At 69.3% G+C, this 18,365-nt stretch carries 21 protein-coding genes; 12 read left to right on the top strand and 9 right to left on the bottom strand.

What is annotated here, in order from left to right; translation table 11 throughout:
• Positions 1-35 precede the first annotated feature (35 nt).
• Together VMT65_RS37720 and VMT65_RS37715 are read right to left on the bottom strand one after the other, a co-directional pair.
• Positions 36-4,076 (bottom strand): hypothetical protein, encoded by a 4,041-nt coding sequence (locus VMT65_RS37720; protein ID WP_326313536.1) that lies wholly within the window; start codon positions 4,074-4,076, stop codon positions 36-38.
• Between the two features lie 31 nt (positions 4,077-4,107).
• Positions 4,108-4,413 (bottom strand): hypothetical protein, encoded by a 306-nt coding sequence (locus VMT65_RS37715; protein ID WP_326313535.1) that lies wholly within the window; start codon positions 4,411-4,413, stop codon positions 4,108-4,110.
• 192 nt (positions 4,414-4,605) lie between these two features.
• On the opposite strand from VMT65_RS37715, the gene VMT65_RS37710 reads away from it, so the two are divergent.
• From VMT65_RS37710 to hisH, 5 genes are all read left to right on the top strand, one after another.
• The gene (locus tag VMT65_RS37710) at positions 4,606-5,325 is read left to right on the top strand and encodes a DsbA family protein (RefSeq protein WP_326313534.1); all 720 of its coding nucleotides are present in this window, start codon (positions 4,606-4,608) and stop codon (positions 5,323-5,325) included.
• 99 nt (positions 5,326-5,424) lie between these two features.
• On the top strand, positions 5,425-6,762 hold the full coding sequence (gene hisD, locus VMT65_RS37705) for a histidinol dehydrogenase (protein ID WP_326313533.1): 1,338 nt from the start codon (positions 5,425-5,427) through the stop codon (positions 6,760-6,762).
• Complete coding sequence (locus VMT65_RS37700; RefSeq protein ID WP_326313532.1) at positions 6,759-7,889, top strand: histidinol-phosphate transaminase; 1,131 nt, start codon at positions 6,759-6,761, stop codon at positions 7,887-7,889. Before hisD ends, VMT65_RS37700 begins: the two co-directional genes overlap by 4 nt.
• Positions 7,886-8,518, top strand: coding sequence for an imidazoleglycerol-phosphate dehydratase HisB (hisB, locus tag VMT65_RS37695; RefSeq protein ID WP_157392819.1), 633 nt, complete (start codon positions 7,886-7,888; stop codon positions 8,516-8,518). Before VMT65_RS37700 ends, hisB begins: the two co-directional genes overlap by 4 nt.
• The gene (gene hisH / locus VMT65_RS37690) at positions 8,515-9,153 is read left to right on the top strand and encodes an imidazole glycerol phosphate synthase subunit HisH (RefSeq protein WP_326313531.1); all 639 of its coding nucleotides are present in this window, start codon (positions 8,515-8,517) and stop codon (positions 9,151-9,153) included. The genes hisB and hisH overlap by 4 nt, the downstream gene beginning before the upstream one ends.
• Before the next feature lie 4 nt (positions 9,154-9,157).
• Here hisH and VMT65_RS37685 read toward each other — a convergent pair whose 3' ends face one another.
• Together VMT65_RS37685 and VMT65_RS37680 are read right to left on the bottom strand one after the other, a co-directional pair.
• Positions 9,158-9,604 carry a hypothetical protein gene (locus tag VMT65_RS37685; RefSeq protein WP_326313530.1) on the bottom strand — a complete coding sequence of 149 codons (447 nt, stop codon included), beginning with the start codon at positions 9,602-9,604 and terminating at the stop codon, positions 9,158-9,160.
• 163 nt (positions 9,605-9,767) lie between these two features.
• A complete protein-coding gene (locus tag VMT65_RS37680) occupies positions 9,768-10,241 on the bottom strand; it encodes a nuclear transport factor 2 family protein (RefSeq protein WP_326313529.1) in 474 nt (157 codons plus the stop codon).
• 99 nt (positions 10,242-10,340) lie between these two features.
• On the opposite strand from VMT65_RS37680, the gene VMT65_RS37675 reads away from it, so the two are divergent.
• Entirely contained in the window at positions 10,341-10,796 is a 456-nt protein-coding gene (locus tag VMT65_RS37675; RefSeq protein WP_326313528.1) for a MarR family winged helix-turn-helix transcriptional regulator, read from the top strand.
• An 8-nt stretch (positions 10,797-10,804) separates the two neighbouring features.
• On the opposite strand, the gene VMT65_RS37670 is transcribed toward VMT65_RS37675, so the two are convergent.
• Positions 10,805-11,296 (bottom strand): LppP/LprE family lipoprotein, encoded by a 492-nt coding sequence (locus VMT65_RS37670; RefSeq protein ID WP_326313527.1) that lies wholly within the window; start codon positions 11,294-11,296, stop codon positions 10,805-10,807.
• Here VMT65_RS37670 and VMT65_RS37665 point away from each other — a divergent pair.
• The 5 genes from VMT65_RS37665 to hisI are packed head-to-tail and all read left to right on the top strand — an operon-like array spanning position 11,295 to position 14,269.
• A complete protein-coding gene (locus VMT65_RS37665; protein WP_326313526.1) occupies positions 11,295-11,582 on the top strand; it encodes a hypothetical protein in 288 nt (95 codons plus the stop codon). The genes VMT65_RS37670 and VMT65_RS37665 overlap by 2 nt on opposite strands.
• 9 nt (positions 11,583-11,591) lie before the next feature.
• A complete protein-coding gene (gene priA / locus VMT65_RS37660; protein WP_326313525.1) occupies positions 11,592-12,323 on the top strand; it encodes a bifunctional 1-(5-phosphoribosyl)-5-((5-phosphoribosylamino)methylideneamino)imidazole-4-carboxamide isomerase/phosphoribosylanthranilate isomerase PriA in 732 nt (243 codons plus the stop codon).
• A 4-nt stretch (positions 12,324-12,327) separates the two neighbouring features.
• A complete protein-coding gene (locus tag VMT65_RS37655; protein ID WP_326313524.1) occupies positions 12,328-13,143 on the top strand; it encodes an inositol monophosphatase family protein in 816 nt (271 codons plus the stop codon).
• Positions 13,140-13,913, top strand: a complete 774-nt coding sequence (hisF, locus tag VMT65_RS37650; RefSeq protein WP_326313523.1) for an imidazole glycerol phosphate synthase subunit HisF — start codon at positions 13,140-13,142, stop codon at positions 13,911-13,913. The genes VMT65_RS37655 and hisF overlap by 4 nt, the downstream gene beginning before the upstream one ends.
• On the top strand, positions 13,910-14,269 hold the full coding sequence (gene hisI, locus VMT65_RS37645) for a phosphoribosyl-AMP cyclohydrolase (RefSeq protein WP_326313522.1): 360 nt from the start codon (positions 13,910-13,912) through the stop codon (positions 14,267-14,269). The genes hisF and hisI overlap by 4 nt, the downstream gene beginning before the upstream one ends.
• Positions 14,270-14,275: 6 nt before the next feature.
• On the opposite strand, the gene VMT65_RS37640 is transcribed toward hisI, so the two are convergent.
• From VMT65_RS37640 to VMT65_RS37625, 4 genes are all read right to left on the bottom strand, one after another.
• Positions 14,276-14,761 carry a MarR family winged helix-turn-helix transcriptional regulator gene (locus tag VMT65_RS37640; protein WP_326313573.1) on the bottom strand — a complete coding sequence of 162 codons (486 nt, stop codon included), beginning with the start codon at positions 14,759-14,761 and terminating at the stop codon, positions 14,276-14,278.
• 191 nt (positions 14,762-14,952) lie between these two features.
• Positions 14,953-15,549: a permease gene (locus VMT65_RS37635; protein ID WP_326313521.1), complete on the bottom strand. Its 597-nt coding sequence runs from the start codon at positions 15,547-15,549 to the stop codon at positions 14,953-14,955.
• 91 nt (positions 15,550-15,640) lie between these two features.
• Positions 15,641-16,099, bottom strand: a complete 459-nt coding sequence (locus VMT65_RS37630; RefSeq protein ID WP_326313520.1) for a peroxiredoxin — start codon at positions 16,097-16,099, stop codon at positions 15,641-15,643.
• Between the two features lie 102 nt (positions 16,100-16,201).
• Positions 16,202-16,408 carry a hypothetical protein gene (locus VMT65_RS37625; RefSeq protein ID WP_228102730.1) on the bottom strand — a complete coding sequence of 69 codons (207 nt, stop codon included), beginning with the start codon at positions 16,406-16,408 and terminating at the stop codon, positions 16,202-16,204.
• Positions 16,409-16,728: 320 nt separating this feature from the next.
• On the opposite strand from VMT65_RS37625, the gene VMT65_RS37620 reads away from it, so the two are divergent.
• Positions 16,729-18,294 carry an anthranilate synthase component I gene (locus tag VMT65_RS37620; RefSeq protein WP_326313519.1) on the top strand — a complete coding sequence of 522 codons (1,566 nt, stop codon included), beginning with the start codon at positions 16,729-16,731 and terminating at the stop codon, positions 18,292-18,294.
• The last annotated feature ends 71 nt before the right edge of the window (positions 18,295-18,365 follow it).

The following is an 18,365-nucleotide window of genomic DNA, read 5'->3' as shown; positions in this document are numbered from 1 at the left end:
TGGGATTCCATTGGGGGAGAAGAGCTATCGAGTTGTCAGACTCCGACCTCGACCAGGCGTCGGGAGTCGTTCTGGAGGCCGTCGGCCGCCTCGGTACCCACCAGCGGGATATCGAGGTGCGCGACCGGCGCGGCGGCGGGCTGATTCGCCGGGGCGAGCAGCTTCATCAGCCCGGCGATGACCTGATCCAGGCTCGCCGTATCGGTGATGCTGTCCAGGAACTGGGTTCCGGTCGCGGCGGCACCGCCACCGGTGGCGCCCGGATCCATCGCCGCGCGGATCGCGGAGATGATGTAGGACCGGAACGCCGGATCCAGCAGGAGCAGCAGCGGGATCAGGATGATCGCGGCGAGGGTCGCCAGCGCCAGCAGGGCCAGCAGCGGCAGGCCGAGGCCCAGCGCCGGAACACCCAGCGCGAGCGCCGGAATGCCCACGGCCGCGGCCACACCCAGCACCGGAATGGCGACGGCCGCCAGCAGTGCCAGCCCGGCACCGACGGCGACCGCCGCCGCGCCTCCGGCCGCGAGGGCGACCAGCGCCGCCAGCGCGACCGCGATGAACGCGCCGACCGGGATGCCCACCAGCAGCAGCGCGATGAGCGCCACCGTGGCCAGGCCGATCAGGGCCAACGGAACGCCGACCGCCAGCAACGGAACTCCGACGATCGCCGCCAGACCCGCGCCGATGGCGAGGAACGGGGCCGCGGCCAGCGCCGCCGCACCCAGCGCCGCCAGCGCCAGGATCGGAATGGCGGCCGCCACCAGCGCGGCCAGGGCCGCGGCCAGCGGAGCCAGGATCAGCGCCGCGGTAACCGCCAGAATCGCGATGGCCGAGAAGTCGAACGCCATGGTCGCCAGCCAGGCCAGCAGGACCACACCCTTCGCGGCCGCCCACAGGCCACCGAACAGCACCAGCGCGAACAGCGGCACCGCCAGCAGCCCGAAGGCGCTGATGCCCAGAGCCGTTGCGGCCACCACCAATCCGGCCACCAGGAACGGCGACCACAGCGCGGCCAGGGCCAGCGCGATGATCGGCGACAGCGCGGTGGACAGGATCGGGGCGAACGGGCCCACGATCAGGAACGGCAGCGAGAACACCACGGCCACAACCAGAGCCGCGATGCCGACCGGCAGCATGGCCACCGTCGCGGCCAATGCCACGGCGAGCGCCAGCACGATGCCCGCGACCGCCTCCGCGCCCAGAATGGCGAGCCCGGCGGTGATGACCGCGCCGATCGCCGCGAGCGCCGCCACCGTCGCCGCGATGGCCACCGGAATCGCCACGATGGCGAACGGCGGGAACAGCAGCGAGGCGTAGACGAACGTGCCGATGATCATGAAAGCGGCCAGGGCCAGCGGGATTCCGCTACCCACGGTCAGGATGCCGACCAGGCCCATGAGCAGACCCGTCACGATCACGGTGCCGCCGATACCGCCGAGCACGGTGAACAGCATCGCGGCCAGCAGGAACGGCAGGGCCAGCAGCGCCAGCGGCGGGTTGACGAGAATCAGCGCGCCCAGGGTCAGCGTCAGCATGCCGAAGCTGAGCACATTGATCGCCAGCCCGCCCACGGCGACGGCCGCCACGGCGGCCAGCATGAGCGCGATGGCACCCGCGAAGATCACCACGAACGGTGCCAGGGTGAACACGAAATCCAGTGCCGCCAAACCCATCACGGCCGCCGAGACGATGGCCGCGAAGGCGATCAGCGCGGGCAGCACGAACGGGATGGTGTACGGCATGAGCAGCATGAGCAGGCCGCCCGCGATCACCGTGCCCGACGCCCAGGTGACGGCCAGGCTCAGCAGCGCGGTGGTGCAGAAGGCCAGCAGCAGACCGCCGAGGCTGAGTCCGCCGAACAGCAGCAGCATGCCGAGCGCGGCCGGAATGCCGACCAGCACGGCCAGGAACACCGGGGCCAGCAGCGGACCCACGATGGGCAGCGCGAAAACAAGTGCGGCGGTGGCGATCAGCCCCGCGGGCACGGCCAGGGCCAGGGCGATGGCACCGGCGGCGGTCAGGATCAGACCGGCGGCCGCACCGGCGAACCAGAGCGCCACGATGGCGGCCAGATGCACCGCCGTCGCCGCCAGCGACAGGATCAGCAGGCCGATGACGGCGGCCGAGCCGACCACCGACAGCGCGGCCAGTCCGGCCACGAACAGCGCGCCGATGATGATGCCCGCGGCCAGACCCGCGGCCCCGAACAGGATCAGCGCGGCCACACCCAGAATCGCCAGGGCGGGCAACGTGATCAGTCCGAACGGGGTGAAGAACGACGCCACCACCAGCACCGCGAACAGCGCCGCGGCGGCCAGGAAGGCGATGCCGAGGGTGCCGAACACCACCGCGCCCAGCCCGATCGAGCCCAGCAGCAGCGTGCCGAAGGCGATGACCGAGAAGGCGATCGGTGCGATGAACAGACCCAGGAACGGAATGAAGATGGTCGCCAGCAGTCCGGCCGCGAGCGTCGCGACGAAAATGCCCGCCAGCGCGGTGCCGCCCAGCGCCAGGAACGCCGCCGCCACACCGATGCCGCCCACCACGATGGCGGCGAAGGCGACCATGCCGCCCACCAGGATCACCGGGGCCAGCACCTGGAAGGCGATGAACGCCACCGGAAGCGCGATCAACAGCACCGGAATCGCGATGATGGCCAGCACCGCGAGCACCGGCAACGCCAGCACCGCGAGCACGATGCCGCCGATCACCAGCGCACCGATCACGAAGGGCGCGGCCACGATAGCGGCCAGCACCACGACCGCGCCTATACCGATCGCGCCGATCGCGAGCGCACCGGCGAACAGCAGCGGCGCGATGGCGAACAGACCCACGATCGGCAGGGCCAGCAACGGCAGCGCGGCATCCCGACGCACACCGGTGCCCATGAGCATGGACCGCAATTCCTGCAACAGCGGCTGCGCCGCGGCGGCCGGATCGGCCATGAAGCCCAGCACCGGGCTCAGGAATCCGAGCAGGGGAGCCAGACCCGACAGCGCGGGCGCGGCGAAACCGAGCACCGACGCACCGAGGGCATCGAGTCCGGCGGCCGGATTCGCCACCAGATTCCGGACCGTCTCGGCGAGCTGCTGCAGCGGATCACCGGTGCCGACGGTCTGTCCCAGAATCGGATTCAGCAACTCCCGCAGGCCCTGCGCCGGATCGGTGCCGTCGACCGGGAAGCCGAACAGCGCGCGGCCCTTGTCGAGCAGCTCCGCGATCGGGTCGTCGGAGAGGTCGCGTCGCCGCGAGCCGACACCCTCGAGGGCCTGATTGACGAAGGCCAGCAGATCCTCGACCGGTCCGCGCAGCGGCCCGGAGGGGAAGGTCTGATCGGCCCACGAGCCGAGCTGCCCCAGATCGATGCGCGAACCCACCACCTGCGCGGCGACCTCGGCCAGCTGCGCGACCGGCGAGGACACCGGACCCAAGGCCGCCTGTGTGGGCGCACCGGCGGGGGTCATGGTGCCCGCGACGCCACCGGATGTCGCGGCGGCACCGGGGGTTTGCGCCGCACCCGGGGTGGGCGCGGGCGGAGTGAACAGGTCACGCAACCCACTGAGCCCCTGCTGGACGGGTGTTCCGGGTGTCGCGCCGCCCAGCGCGTTCACCGCCTGATCGATCAGACCCTGCGCGGCCGGACCCAGATTCTGGCCCACCGCACCGAGATCGGGCACGGGCACGCCGAAGCTCTGCGCGGTCTGGCCCAGATCCTGCGCGGCCGCACCGAGATTCGGTCCCGCGCCGTTGCTCAGATCCTGGGCCGCGGCCCCGAGACCGGGGACGGCATTGCCGAGGTTCTGCAACCCGCCGCTGACCTCCGGCGGCAGCGGCACGCCGAGCGGATTCACCGGCTGCTGCTGGGCGTCGCCGATCGCGGGCCGAGTGCCGAGGTTGATCGGCGGCACCGGCAGGGTCGGCCCCTGCTGGGCGTCGGCCTGGCTGGTGCCCACCATGACGGTGGCCAGCGAGGCGAAGGCGGCCGCGGCGTAGAGGCCGCGTCGGTTGCGCTTGCAATCCTTGGCTTGGCGGGCGGCGCGTTTGGTCGTCCGGGTTCGAGTCAGCGATGCGGACATGGGAAGAACCTTTCGATCGACGGGAGCCTGATCAGGCCGGGCCGGTTTCTCCGTAGGCGCAGTCCGCCTCGGAGACGCCGCCCTCGGCCCCGAGCGTGGTGCCGATGCGGGTGTGCAGGAGGCCGCCGATATCGCGGCATTGGATATAGGCGTGCAATCCCTCGCCCACTCCGGGCGGGCAGGACAGCGTGGAGCGATTCGGAACCGAGTTGTCGGTGCTGCACTCGGCGGGTGCCGGATCGGCGGCAGCCGTCTTCGTTCCCGGCATTCCGAGTACCGAGCCCAGGACGCTTGCGCCCAGGGCGGCAGTAACCGCGAGCTTGCCGATGCAATTCATGCGCTAAGCGTCCGGATTGGAGAAATGCCCGGTCAAGGTGACCCGGATTACAAATCGCGAGTTTTCCCAGCTCCAGTACCTGCTACACGTTGTCCGCTGCGGATATTTTTTCCGCCCCTTTTACTGCGGAAGCTCTTGACAATCGAGTGTCTAACCTATTTGGACAATTGGCCAGCAATATCATGGCTATTCATGAATCGCAGCAGCCGGAAAGTCGCGCGCGCGACCAGGCAACGCCGCATTGTCACGCCGATATCGGTCGGCGCGGTCATTGTCATCGCCGCCCTGATCGCCGTCGTCACCGCCAGCTATCTGCACAAGGACGACGACCGGCGCCAAGCCGCCGCGGCCGTCGCACCGCCCGCGATCTACACCGCGGACGGGCGTCTGCACTACGGCAGCGCCGACACCGTCGTCACGGTCATTACCGATTACCAATGCCCGATCTGCCGTCAGTTCGAGATCACCACCGGTCCCACGCTCGCCGATCTGGTGAAGGCGGGGACGGTATCGGCCGAATACGACACGGTCGCGGTCCTCGACGGCCTGTCGAAGGACAAGTACTCCTCCCGCGCGGCGAATGCGAGCACCTGTGTCGGCGTGGCCAACAAGGGCTATTGGCCGGACTTCAGCCAGCGGATGTTCGACAACCAGCCCGCCGAGAACGGTCCCGGGCTCACCGACGACAAGATGGTTCAGCTGGCCGCGGACGCCGGTGTCGGCGGCCCCGACGTCGCCGACTGCATTCACTCCGGCCGCTATGCCGGTTTCGTCGCCGCGCACAGCAGGCAGGCGATCACCGCCGGTCTGACCCATGTGCCGGTCGTGAAGGTCGGGGATACGACGCTGGAGAATCTCACCCCCGACGGCTTACGGGCGGCTATCGCGCGCGCGACCTCGGCCGGGAAGTAAAGCGCTGGCGGCGACCCGATAGGCTGGTACCTGGTCGCGAGCGGTTTCGACCGTGCCGCCGACCTTCGATTCAGCACAGACAAAGGACTGCACAGCGCTATGAACAGCCGCATCGAGCTCGCCCGCGTGGATTTGCGCGGACGTACTCCCACTGCTGCCGAACTGCGCGCGGCACTGCCGCGCGGGGGCGTCGACGTGGACTCGGTGCTGCATCATGTGCGGCCGGTCGTGGAGGCGATTCGCGATCGGGGCGTGGCGGCCGCGCAGGAATTCAGCCAGCGATTCGACGGCGTGACGCCCGCCTCGGTGCGGGTGCCCGCCGCGGAGCTGGACAAGGCGCTGGCCGAACTGGATCCGGCCGTGCGCACCGCCCTCGAGGTCGCCATCGAGCGCACCCGCAAGGTGCACAACGATCAGCGGCGCACCGACAAGACCACCCAGGTGGTGCCCGGCGGCACCGTGACCGAGCGGTGGATTCCGGTCGAGCGGGTCGGGCTCTACGTGCCCGGCGGCAATGCCGTCTACCCGTCCTCGGTCGTCATGAACGTGGTTCCGGCGCAGGCTGCGGGCGTGGACTCGCTGGTCGTCGCCTCCCCGCCGCAGGCGCAGTTCGGCGGCCTGCCGCACCCGACCATCCTGGCGGCCGCCAAGCTGCTGGGTGTCGACGAGGTATGGGCGGTCGGCGGTGCGCAGGCCGTGGCGCTGCTGTCCTACGGCGGCGTCGATACCGATGGCGCGCAGCTGGAACCGGTCGACATGATCACCGGGCCGGGCAACATCTACGTGACCGCCGCCAAGCGGCTGTGCCGCGGGCTGGTCGGCATCGACGCCGAGGCCGGGCCCACCGAGATCGCGATCCTGGCCGACGCCACCGCCGATCCGGTGCACGTGGCCGCCGACCTCATCTCGCAGGCCGAGCACGACGTGCTGGCCGCCAGCGTCCTGGTGACCGACAGCGTCGAACTGGCCGACGCCGTGGATCGGGCGCTGACCGCGCAGATGGCCGTGGTCAAGCACCACGATCGCGTCGCGGAAGCGTTGTCGGGCAAGCAGTCCGGCACCGTGCTGGTCGACGACATCGCGCAGGGTCTGCGCGTGGTGAACGCCTACGCGGCCGAGCACCTGGAGATCCAGACCGCCGACGCGCCGGGTGTCGCCGCCCAGGTGCGTTCGGCCGGAGCGGTTTTCGTCGGCGCGTGGTCGCCGGTCTCGCTGGGCGACTACTGCGCGGGCTCCAATCACGTGCTGCCCACCGCCGGATGTGCCCGGCACTCTTCGGGTTTGAGCGTGCAGACCTTCCTGCGCGGCATTCACGTCGTCGAGTACTCCGAGGCCGCGCTGAAGGATGTCTCCGGGCACGTTGTCGCCCTGGCCAATGCCGAGGACCTGCCCGCGCACGGTCAGGCCGTGCAGGCGCGATTCGGGGAGCTGGCGTGAGTGCTGTGACCGTTCCCGGATCGAATATCTCCCTCGACGATCTGCCGCTGCGGGAGAGCCTGCGCGGCAAGAGCCCTTATGGCGCACCGCAATTGACGGTGCCGGTGCAGCTCAATACCAACGAGAACCCGCACCCACCGAGCCAGGCGCTGGTCGACGATGTCGCCGAGTCCGTGCGCGCGGCGGCCGCCGATCTGCACCGCTATCCCGATCGCGACGCGGTCGGCCTGCGGTCGGATCTGGCCGCCTACCTGACCCGGCAGACCGGCGTCGCGGTGGACACCGCCAATGTGTGGGCGGCCAACGGCTCCAACGAGATTCTGCAGCAGCTGCTGCAGGCCTTCGGCGGACCCGGCCGCAGCGCACTGGGTTTCGTGCCCTCCTACTCGATGCACCCGATCATCTCCGAGGGCATCGACACCGAGTGGATCGAGGCCAAGCGCAATGGCGACTTCTCCCTCGACATCGACTACGCGGTCATGGCGGTGGGGGAGAAGAAGCCCGACGTGGTCTTCGTGACCAGCCCCAACAACCCGACCGGACACAGCATTCCGATAGCGGACCTGGAGCGCATCCTCGAGGCCGCGCCCGGCATCGTGGTGGTCGACGAGGCGTACGGCGAATTCTCCTCCGCCCCTTCGGCGATCGGCCTGATCGACAAGTACCCGAGCAAGCTGGTGGTCAGCCGCACCATGTCCAAGGCGTTCGCCTTCGCGGGCGGGCGGCTGGGCTACCTGGTGGCCGCGCCCGCGGTCATCGACGCCATGCTGCTGGTGCGTCTGCCGTACCACCTGTCGGTGGTCACCCAGGCCGCCGCCCGCGCCGCCCTGCGGCACGCGGACGAAACCCTGGGCAGCGTCCACGAATTGGCCGCCCAGCGCGACCGCGTCATGGCCGCGCTGACCGAACTCGGCTACGAGGTCATTCCCTCCGACGCCAACTTCGTGCTCTTCGGCCGCTTCGCCGACGCGCCGCGCGCCTGGCAGCACTACCTCGACGAGGGTGTGCTGATTCGCGATGTCGGCATCCCCGGCTATCTGCGCACCACCATTGGCCTGGCCGCCGAGAACGACGAATTCCTGCGCGTCAGCGCGAAACTGGCGTCCGAGGAGCTGATCGCCCGATGACCACCGACCGCCCCGCCGATCGCATCGCACGCGTCGAGCGCACCACCCGCGAGTCCAGCATCGTGGTGGAGCTCAACCTCGACGGCTCCGGCAAGACCGACATCTCCACCGGCGTCCCGTTCTACGACCACATGCTGACCGCCTTCGGCCAGCACGGCAGCTTCGACCTGACCGTGCAGGCCAAGGGCGACATCGAGATCGAGGCCCACCACACCGTCGAGGACACCGCCATCGTCATCGGCCAGGCGCTGGGCCAGGCGCTCGGCGACAAGAAGGGCATTCGCCGCTTCGGCGACTGCTTCATTCCGATGGACGAGACCCTCGCGCACGCCGTCGTCGACGTGTCCGGGCGGCCGTACTGCGTGCACACCGGGGAACCGGATCACATGCTGCACACCATCATTCCGAGCGTCGCGCCGACCGCGTCGTACTCGACGGTCATCAACCGGCACGTGTTCGAGTCGATCGCGCTCAACGCCCGCATCGCCCTGCACGTGCGCGTCCTCTACGGCCGCGACCAGCACCACATCACCGAGGCCGAATACAAGGCCGTCGCACGGGCTTTGCGCGCCGCCGTCGAATACGACCCGCGCGTCACCGGCGTGCCTTCCACGAAGGGTTCGCTGTGACCAAGAAGATCGCGCTGCTGGACTACGGTTCCGGCAACCTGCACTCCGCCAGCCGGGCACTGGCCCGCACCGGTGCCGAGGTGACCATTACCGCCGATCCCGAAATCGCTTTGAGCGCCGACGGTTTGGTGGTTCCCGGGGTCGGCGCGTACGCCGCGTGCATGGCCGGCCTGCGGGCGGTGCGCGGTGACCGCATCATCGGCAAGCGGCTCTCCGGCGGGCGTCCGATCCTGGGCATCTGCGTCGGCATGCAGATTCTCTTCGAGCGCGGCGTCGAATTCGGCGTCGAGACCGAGGGCTGCGCCGAGTGGCCCGGCACCGTCGAGCGTTTGGACGCGCCCGTGCTGCCGCACATGGGCTGGAACACGGTCAAGGCCCCGGAGGACAGCGTGCTGTTCGCGGGCATGGACGCCGACACCCGCTTCTACTTCGTGCACTCCTACGCCGCCCAGCACTGGGCGTGGGAACCCGACGGCGGCAGTCAGATCGCCCCGGCCAAGCTGACCTGGGCCGAGCACGGGGTGCCGTTCCTGGCCGCGGTCGAGAACGGTCCGCTCTCGGCCACCCAGTTCCACCCGGAGAAGTCCGGGGACGCCGGGGCGCAGCTGCTGCGCAACTGGGTCGACTCGATCTGACCGATCAGCGTGGTGAATCCGGCTGCTCGTCGGAGCCGACGCCGGGGCTCTCGACGGTATCGGAGTTGATGCGCCGGGGTCGGGCCACGCGCCGGATACCGGCGGCCGGGGCCTCGCCCCCGACTCGTCTCGCGCGCGCCGCGCCGAAATCGATGACACTGCCCCCGGGTTCGGGCGCGGCCTCGGGCCCGGATTGCGGCGTCGCGCCCGGATCGGCCGGCCACCAACCGGTTTCGCGCTGGAGTTCGGAGCGGGTGACGGGTCTGGTCGGCGCGGGATCGTAACGGGAACCGCCGTCGTGACGCCACGGCTGATCCGGTGGGCCGCCGACTTCCTCGGTCATGCGCCGCGGGCGACGCGGCATTCGGGTGAGATTCGTGCCGTCCCCCGCCGGGGCAGGCTTGTTGTCGGCGGCTCGCAAGCTTTCCAGCTTGCGGCGCAACCGTTCCACCGCGTCGAACCTGTCCCCACCGGGTCCCGGCAAGGATCCCGGTCCCGGTACTTCCCGCTCCGACATCGAACTAACTCGTCCCGCTTGTCAATCTCACGGCCTACTCTCCTTCAGCGTCGCCACCTCCGAGGATAGGCGACGCCACCGACCGCGCCGCCGCACGCTAGGGCGTGGCGGGAGCCGGCCGGGTGCCGACGGACCAGACCGGGGTGGACTCGACGCGGGAGAACCGCCAGCCGCCGGGCGTGCGGACGGCCTCGAAGCGGTAGATCTCGCCGAGGGTGAGTTGTGGACGCGACCCGAGGGTGGGGTCCTGGGCGGGGTCCCAGGCGAAGACGGCCAGCAGGTTCGCGCGCACCCGAGCGGTGTCGCCGTCGAGGGTGATGAGCACGCCGCTGATCACGTGTTGAATGTGCCGGTCGGGGGAGTGATTGCGGCGGGCCTGGGTCAGCAGGGCCGCGCGGCCGGTGGCCAGCCCGCCGGGGGTGCGGGCAATCGCGTCGGGTGTGTAGAGCTCGGCCAACTCCGCCCAATCGCCCTCGTCGAGCGCGCGGCCGAGGCGGCTGACCAACTCGGTGATCTCGAATTTGTCGGCCAGGTCCTGGAATTGGCGGGTGGTGGTGTCGATGGCGTTCACGGTGCGACTCTTTCACGAGATTCGTTGGCTGATCCAACGTTGGTGCAACCAATGTAATCGATTGTGGGTCTCCCCAACAAGTGTTGCTAGATTCCTCTCATGGATTCCGCGCCCGAAGGAGCCTCCGGCAGGCTGCGTGCCCTGCCCACCCGCCTGGTCGGCCAGGTGGCGATCATCGCCAACCGCTGCACCGAGAAGGCCTTGGAGCCCACCGGTTCCCGCCGCTACCACTACGCCCTGCTCGCCACCCTCGACGAGCAGGGCCCGCTCAGTCAGGCCGAGGCCGGACGCCGCACCGGCATCGACCGCAGCGACGTGGTCGCCGCGGTCAACGACCTCGCCGACCGCGGCTTCCTGCGGCGCACACCCGATCCGGCGGACCGCCGCCGCAACACCCTGACCCTCACCCCGGCGGGTCGAGCCCACCTGGCCGACCTAGACGAACGCCTCGAGGCCGCCCAGCGCGACCTACTGCCCGGCTTCACCTCCGCGGAGCGCGCGAACTTCGTGCTGACCCTCAACCGCATCCTCGAAAAGCATTCGCGCGCGGGCTGACCCGGGCCTCAACACCGGGTCGACCCGGGCTCCACCGTCGTGCCGATCACCCGGGGCGGTCGGCCCACGGTCTCGACTTTCGCTCCGTCCCAACGGTATTGGACGCAATAGAAGGTGCCGTCCGCGCAGGCGTCGCAGCTGCCGGGGATCTTGTATTTCAAACCGACGCTGTCGTCGGTCGTGTGCGCCGGGTCGGGGGAGATGAAGCTGTTCCAGGTGGGCTCGGCCGTCCCGACGTATCCGCCGCGATGGAACAGCAGCACCTGCATGGGCGAACTGGCCGTCGCGCCTTCGACACTGATCAACGCGGCCGACAAACCGGAGCAGATCCCGTTCACCGTCGGATTGGCCCCGACCGCGGGAAGCGCCCACTTCCACGGCTTGCCCGGCACCACCTCCACCGGTGCCAGGGTCGCCGCCGCGTTCCTGATCACCGCCGGATCCGGTTTGCAGGGCTGTTCGGTGGTCGCTCCGCCCGCGGGCACGGTGGTCGGGGCCATGGATAGCGTCGCGCTGGTCGTGGTCGAGGTCGTGACCGCCGTCGTTCTCGATGTCGTGGTCGCCTGCGTCCCGCTCGTCCCTCCGCCACAACCCGCGACCGCGAGCACAGCGAGCACCGAGATCGTGATTCTTGCGTTCCGGGACAAGAGGTCTCCTTTGGTCGCTGCGGGGACGGGCATCGGCCCGATTGCCGACTCAGGATGCGCTCTCGCGGCCGTTCCGGTGATCGATTCGCGCAGACGGCCGGGCCGGGCCGACGGCGGCTGGGCGATTGGTAACCACTAGGATGCTTGCGTGAGTCTTGTGCTGCTACCCGCCGTCGATGTCGCCAATGGTGAGGCCGTGCGCCTCGTTCAGGGGGAGGCGGGCAGCGAAACCAGCTACGGTTCGCCGCGCGAGGCCGCCCTGGCCTGGCAGCACGCGGGAGCCGAGTGGGTGCATCTGGTGGATCTGGACGCCGCGTTCGGCAAGGGCAGCAATCGCGAGCTGTTGGCCGAGGTGATCGGCGAGCTGGACGTGAAGGTCGAGCTGTCGGGCGGCATTCGGGACGACGAGTCGCTGAAGGCGGCGCTGGCCACCGGCTGCGCGCGGGTCAATCTCGGCACCGCGGCCATCGAGAATCCGGAATGGTGCGCCCGGGCCATCGGCGAGTACGGCGACAAGATCGCGGTCGGCATGGACGTCAAGCTCATCGACGGCGAGTGGCGGCTGCGCGGCCGCGGCTGGGTGACCGACGGCGGCGACCTGTGGGAGGTGCTCGAGCGCCTCGAACGCGATGGCTGCTCGCGCTACGTGGTCACCGATGTCTCCAAGGACGGCACCCTGACCGGGCCGAACCTGGAACTGCTGAGCCAGGTCGCCAATGCCTGCGAGGCCCCGGTCATCGCGTCGGGCGGCATCTCGCAGCTCGACGACCTGCGCGCCATCGCGACCCTGGTGGACGAGGGCGTCGAGGGCGCGATCATCGGCAAGGCGCTGTACGCGGGGCGGTTCACGCTGCCCGAAGCCCTGGCCGCGGTCCGCTAGCGCCGTGGCCGACCTCGCCGAGCTGCTCAGCATCGCCAGTGACGTGCTCGACTCCGCCGCACCGCGTTTCGTGGAGGGCATCGGAGCGCCGAGCGCGGTCGAGAAGGGGCGCAACGACTTCGCCACCGAACTCGACCTGGAATTGGAACGCACCATCGCGCAGCGCCTCGGCGAGCGCACCGGAATCCCGGTGCACGGCGAGGAATTCGGCGGCCCGCAGCTGACCTCCGGGACGGCGTGGGTGCTCGACCCGATCGACGGCACCTTCAACTATTCGGCGGGCAGCCCGATGTGCGGGATGCTGCTGGCGCTGGTGCGCGAGGGGGTGCCGGTCCTCGGCTTGACCTGGCTGCCGGTCCTGGGGCAGCGGTACGCGGCGGTCGAGGGCGGGCCGCTGCTGCTGAACGGAAAACCGTTGCCGCCCTTGGCTCCGGCCAAGCTCGCCACCGCCATGATCGGCTTCGGCAGCTTCAATATCGATGGGGCGGGCCGGATTCCGGGCATCTTCCGCTTCAACCTGCTGGGTGCGCTGTCGCGGCTGTCGGGCCGCCAGCGCATGTACGGGTCCACCGGCATCGACCTGGCCTACACCGCCTCGGGAATTCTGGGCGGTGCCGTGGTGTTCGGACATCACCCCTGGGACAACGCCGCGGGGGTGGCCCTGGTCCGGGCCGCGGGCGGCGTGGTCACCGACCTGCTGGGGCGCGACTGGACCATCGAGTCCGGTTCGGTGCTGGCCGCCGCGCCCGGCGTGCACGAGGAATTACTGGACCTGATCGCCGACACGGCCGATCGGGTCCGAGGAGAGGTGGAGCAATGAGCTTGGCAGTGCGTGTGATCCCCTGCCTGGATGTGGACGCGGGCCGCGTGGTCAAGGGCGTCAACTTCGAAAACCTCAGGGACGCGGGCGATCCCGTGGAACTCGCGGCCGCCTACGACGCCCAGGGCGCGGACGAACTGACCTTCCTCGACGTCACCGCCTCCACCGGCGACCGCGGCACCATGATCGACGTGGTGACCCGCACCGCCGAGCAGATCTTCATCCCGCTCACCGTCGGCGGCGGCGTGCGCACCGTCGAGGACGTGGACCGGCTGCTGCGCGCGGGCGCGGACAAGGTGTCGGTGAACACCGCCGCCATCGCCCGGCCCGAGGTGCTGCGCGAGATGTCGGAGCGCTTCGGCTCGCAGTGCATCGTGCTGTCGGTGGACGCGCGGACCGTGCCGGCAGGCCAGGACCCCACCCCGTCCGGGTGGGAGGTCACCACGCACGGCGGCAAGCGCGGAACCGGCATCGACGCCGTCGAATGGGCCGTGCGCGGGGCCGAATTGGGGGTGGGGGAGATCCTGCTCAACTCCATGGACGCCGACGGCACCAAGTCCGGATTCGATCTGCCCATGATCCGGGCCGTGCGCGCCGCGGTGTCGGTGCCGGTCATCGCCTCCGGCGGCGCGGGCAAGGTGGCGGACTTCGCGCCCGCCGTGCAGTCCGGTGCGGACGCGGTGCTGGCCGCCAGCGTCTTCCACTTCGGCGATCTGACCATCGGCCAGGTCAAGGACGCCATGCGCACGGAAGGAATCACCGTCCGATGAGCTCCCTCGATCCCGCCATCGCGGCGCGGCTCAAGCGCAACTCCGACGGGCTGTTCGCGGCCATCGCGCAGGAGAAGAGCACCGGCGATGTGCTCATGATGGCGTGGATGGACGACGAGGCCCTCGCCCGCACCCTCGAAACCCGCAAGGGCACCTACTATTCGCGGTCGCGCCAGCAGTACTGGGTCAAGGGCGAGACCTCCGGCCACACCCAGTACGTGCACGAGGTGCGCCTGGATTGCGACGGCGACACCGTGCTGCTGGTCGTCGATCAGGAGGGCGCGGCCTGCCACACCGGCACCCACACCTGCTTCGACACCGACGTGCTGCTGTCGCAGGGTGATTCGCTGCTCTAGCCCGGTTCAGCTTTCGATCTCGAGGTGCGAGTTCGGTCGCCCCGAGCGGCCGAGCCCGCGCGCCATGCCCTTGTCGAGCTGGGCGACCAGGGTCTCGCCCAATTCGAGCAACTCCTTGGTCTGTTGTGCGTCGAGGCCGTCGAAGACCAAGCCGCGCACGCATTCCAGATAGCCCGGCGTGGCCTCGGTGACCTTCTGGAATCCGGCGTCGGTCAGCACGGCCTGCGCCCCGCGGCGGCCGCTGATGGTGACGCGCTGGGCCCAGCCGAGCCGTTCGAGTTTGGATACCACGTGCGAGAGCCGCGATAGCGATGCGTTTGCCTTTTGCGCAAGCTCGCTCAGTTGCAACCGATGGCCCGGTTCTTCGGAGAGCAGAGTCATCACTAAGTATTCGAAATGGGTAATCCCGGACTCACGTTGCAGCTGAGTATCCAACGCGGCGGGCAATCTGGTGGTGAGCGCGACAAGGGTACGCCAAGCTCGCTGTTCCATGGGATTCAACCACTTGGTCACCGTGCGCGCCCTCTCGTAGCAGCCAAGTGACGCGGCGTGCCGACCGGCGGGAGGGCTTGCGGTACGGCATCGTACGAGTCACTCGCACGTCAAAGTTTGCCACGACTTCGCTCGTCAGTCACGGTGTTGCTGAATGACGTGACATCGATCACGCGTGTCGCGACACCGGATCAGTTCGCGCCGACTTCCGGAGGATTTGCCGGAGTTTCCGGTGACACGCGCGGCTTTTCCGGTGCGGTCCGCTGCTTCTCGGCACGATGACGGCGGAATCGCCTGCGCACCACCAGAAATGCCACGAGCAGGAACAGCACCGCGGCCACGATCGCGCCCGCCAGGGCCGCGCCGCGGAAGCCGGGGCCGTCGACATCGAGAATGCGCTGACCGGCGTGTGCGGCATTGGAATCGCCGAGCACGATGGTCAGCGTCATCAAATTCGGAATGGCGACAATGAGGGCGAGAACGGCCGCGGCACCGGCAATGAACCTACCGCCCCGTTTGCTCCAACTGAGCGCCGCCAACATCAGCAGAAACAATGGCACGGCCGTACACACCGCGCCCATGAGCAGGCCGTACCAGATTCCCTTGGCGAAACTCGAGCCGACCATTTCCGCGATGCGCTGCGCCCACCACCGCGGAATGAACGCCGCCAGGATTACGTACGCCAGCCACAACACCGCCGCGCCCACCACGAGCGCGATGATGCGATTGCGCCACGTGACGAAGGTCGAGCGGGTCCGCTCCGGCTGGTCCGTGCTGGGCGTAGTCATAGCCCCAGCGTATGTCCGATTTGCTGGCACGCGAAGCAACGACGCTCCGACCGAGCCGTGCGCCCAGCAAACAGGTCACCCGAGCTGGCCGTCAGCCGCGCTCGCGCAGGAACTTCAGCGCCTCATCGGCGTGGACATTCGCCCGAATCTCGCTCGCGATGACCTTGGCGATGGTGCGATCCGGGTCGATCACGAAGGTCGTCCGCTTGACGGGCATGACCGCACCCAGCAGCCCCCGCTTCACCCCGAACTCCGCGGCCACCTTGGCCCCGGCATCGGACAGCACCGGAAACCCCAGCCCCTGCTTCGCCGCGAACCCGGACTGCACGTCCACCGAATCCGCGCTGATCCCCACGGGTGTGGCCCCCGCGTTCTTGAATTCCGTTGCCAGATCCCGAAAATGGCACGCCTCGGCGGTGCACACCGGCGTATTCGCCGCGGGATAGAAGAACAACACCACCGGCCCGTCCGCGAGCAACGACTCGAGCGAACGCACGGTGCCTGACTGATCCGGAAGCTCGAAATTCGGCGCGAGCTGACCTGCCTTCATACCCCGCACCCTACCCCGAATCCATCGCCCACGAGCTATTTGCTTGGGGGTCCGGGGGTGAAACCCCCGGAGCCCCAACCACCCCCGACGTGGGGTGTCGGTCTACACGCCGATGAGGGCGGCGACCTCCGGGTTCTTGATCTCCATGACATCGAGGATGCCGTGCGCGCGCAGGAACGGCTTGAGTTCCCGGATGCGGTCGGTGTGCTCGGCGTACTCGTCCGGGAAGCTGCGCGGGTCCAGCGCTTCCAGGGCCTTCACATAGGTGACGAACGAGGCGATGGCGGAGTACTTCCCGCCGGTGTTCATATTCATCATCCGCGGCGGCTGGCCGGGATGGACACCCGGTGCGACCTGCGGTGCTGCGTGCCGTGGACCCTCCGGAGCTACCGGTTGCGAGGGGTACATCTGTGTTGAACTCCTCTCGAAAATGGGGATACCGCGTGCGACCTCTCCATCTTGCTGCCGGAGCAGAGACGACCTCCGGGAGCCGGCCCGAACGAGCCGGGTGCCTGGAGACCGCCGTGAGTGTAGTGATGACCGCTTCAGGTATTCGCCACAGGTGCCCGCTCGGCTGGGCCGGGGAGCGCGATTTATCAACCCGTCGGCGTGCCTGGAATGATGGGTGAATGCACGGCGCGCATGGTTCACCTCTGAACGCTGCTATCGATACCACCACCACCCGGGAGCAGTTCCGGGCGCTGGCGGCCGATCACCGGGTGGTCCCGGTGATCCGAAAGGTGTTGGCGGACTCCGAGACTCCGCTCTCGGCCTACCGCAAACTGGCCGCGGACCGCCCCGGTACCTTCCTGCTGGAATCGGCCGAGAACGGCCGCTCCTGGTCGCGATGGTCGTTCATCGGCGCGGGCAGCCCCAGCGCGCTGACCGTGCTCGACGGCGAGGCCGCCTGGATCGGCCAGACCCCGGCCGACGCGCCGGTGGGCGGCGATCCGCTCGCCGCGCTGCACGAGTCGCTCGAGGTCCTGCGCACCGAGCGACTGCCCGGTCTGCCGCCCTTGACCGGCGGCATGGTCGGCTATCTCGGCTACGACACCGTCCGCCGCCTCGAGCGCCTGCCCGTGCTGGCCACCGACGACCTCCAGGTCCCCGAGATGGTCCTCATGCTGGCCACCGACCTGGCCGCCTTCGACCACCACGAGGGCGCGATCACCCTCATCGCCAATGCCGTCAACTGGAACGGCACCGACGAGCGCGTGGACGAGGCCTACGACGACGCGGTCGCCCGCCTGGACCGCATGACCGAGGCGCTGGCCGCCCCGGCCGACTCCACGGTCTCGGTCTTCGACCGCCCCGAGCCCAACTTCCGCCGCCAGCGCACCTCCGACGAGTTCGGCGCGGGCGTGCGGCGGCTGGTCAAGGAGATCGAGGCGGGCGAGGCGTTCCAGGTGGTGCTCTCGCAGCGCTTCGAAATGGACTACCACGGCACCCCGATCGACCTGTACCGCATGCTGCGGGCCTCGAACCCGAGCCCGTACATGTACCTCATGCACATCCCGGACGGCGCGGGCGGCACCGCGTTCTCCATCGTCGGCTCCAGCCCCGAATCGCTGGTGACGGTGAAGGACGGCGTGGCCACCACCCACCCCATCGCGGGCACCCGCTGGCGCGGCGTCACCGAGGAGGACGACCTCCTGCTCGAAAAGGGTCTGCTGGCAGACGAAAAGGAGAACGCCGAGCACCTCATGCTCGTCGATCTGGGTCGCAACGATCTGGGCCGGGTGTGCGAGCCGGGCACGGTGAAGGTCACCGAGTACCGCCACGTCGAGCGCTACTCGCACGTCATGCACCTGGTCTCCACGGTCTCCGGCCGCCTCAAGCCCGGCAAGGTCGCCCTCGACGCCGTGCAGGCGTGTTTCCCGGCGGGCACCCTCTCGGGCGCGCCCAAGGTCCGCGCCATGGAGTTGATCGAGGAGCTCGAACCCACCCGCCGCGGTGTCTACGCGGGCGTGGTCGGCTACCTCGACTTCGCCGGTGACGCCGACACCGCCATCGCCATCCGCACCGCGCTGCTCAAGGACGGCACGGCCTACGTGCAGGCGGGCGCGGGCATCGTCGCCGACTCCGACCCGGACTACGAGGACGTCGAATCCCGCAACAAGGCCATGGCGGTGCTGAAGGCCATCGCCGCCGCGGAAACCGTGCGCGCCTACCGCCCGAGCGGCTCGGACCAATGAGCGGTTCCGACCCGGACGGCTCGGCAGGCACCGCAGGTTCGGAAGGTTCGGGGGCGCATTCCGGCTCGCGT

The organism is Nocardia sp. CDC153, from assembly GCF_035818515.1.
In the GTDB taxonomy this organism is placed as follows: Bacteria; Actinomycetota; Actinomycetes; order Mycobacteriales; family Mycobacteriaceae; genus Nocardia.
This window is presented reverse-complemented; position numbering and strand designations above follow the sequence as displayed.